At 57.9% G+C, this 613-nt stretch carries 1 protein-coding gene; it reads left to right on the forward strand.

The annotated features are described in order from the left end of the window. Positions 1-149 precede the first annotated feature (149 nt). Complete coding sequence (locus tag J0A65_RS25135; protein WP_037049817.1) at positions 150-581, forward strand: hypothetical protein; 432 nt, start codon at positions 150-152, stop codon at positions 579-581. Positions 582-613: the final 32 nt, after the last annotated feature.

Below are 613 nucleotides of genomic sequence, written 5' to 3' on the forward strand. Positions count from 1 at the left end.
GCATCGTTGCTCTCCCTGAATGCTCTGGACTCCAGAGCTTATGCAAACCTCATGACAATCACGACAATAATGGCCAAATGATATCAATCGTGATAGTTTCCGCGCGCGCCAGCGGCGCATCAGGACAACATGCACAACAAGGAAATGCAATGCAGTACCTGCGTACACTTTTGATTGGCGGCCTTCTGGCCATCACCACCGGCTGTGCCAACGGGCTCAACTCCGTACAGAAAGCCGAGCTCGACGCGTATGAAAGCCGTGGCATGGCCATCCGGGACAAGAGCCCCGGCGCGGCTGCCGCACTCGGCCTGCTCCCCGGTGGTGGTTCGTTCTACGGGCGCGAATATGGCTATGGCGTCGTCAACCTGCTGCTCTGGCCGCTGTCCATCCTCTGGGATCCGGTCAGTGGCTACGACGCAGCACGTGCGATCAACTACAACGTGACCAAGGCCCATGTCGCCAAACTGCACGAGCGAGAGCTGCAGGAACTGGACGATCAGCTGGGCAGCGGGCAGATGGACATTGCTCGGTACACACTGGAAAAGCGCAAGGTCGACAGCAAGTACCGCGCAGGTTTCTAAGAAAAAGCCCGGCATTGCCGGGCTTTTTCATG

Origin of the sequence: Bowmanella yangjiangensis, from assembly GCF_017255015.1 — a bacterium.
In the GTDB taxonomy this organism is placed as follows: Bacteria; Pseudomonadota; Gammaproteobacteria; order Enterobacterales; family Alteromonadaceae; genus Bowmanella; species Bowmanella yangjiangensis.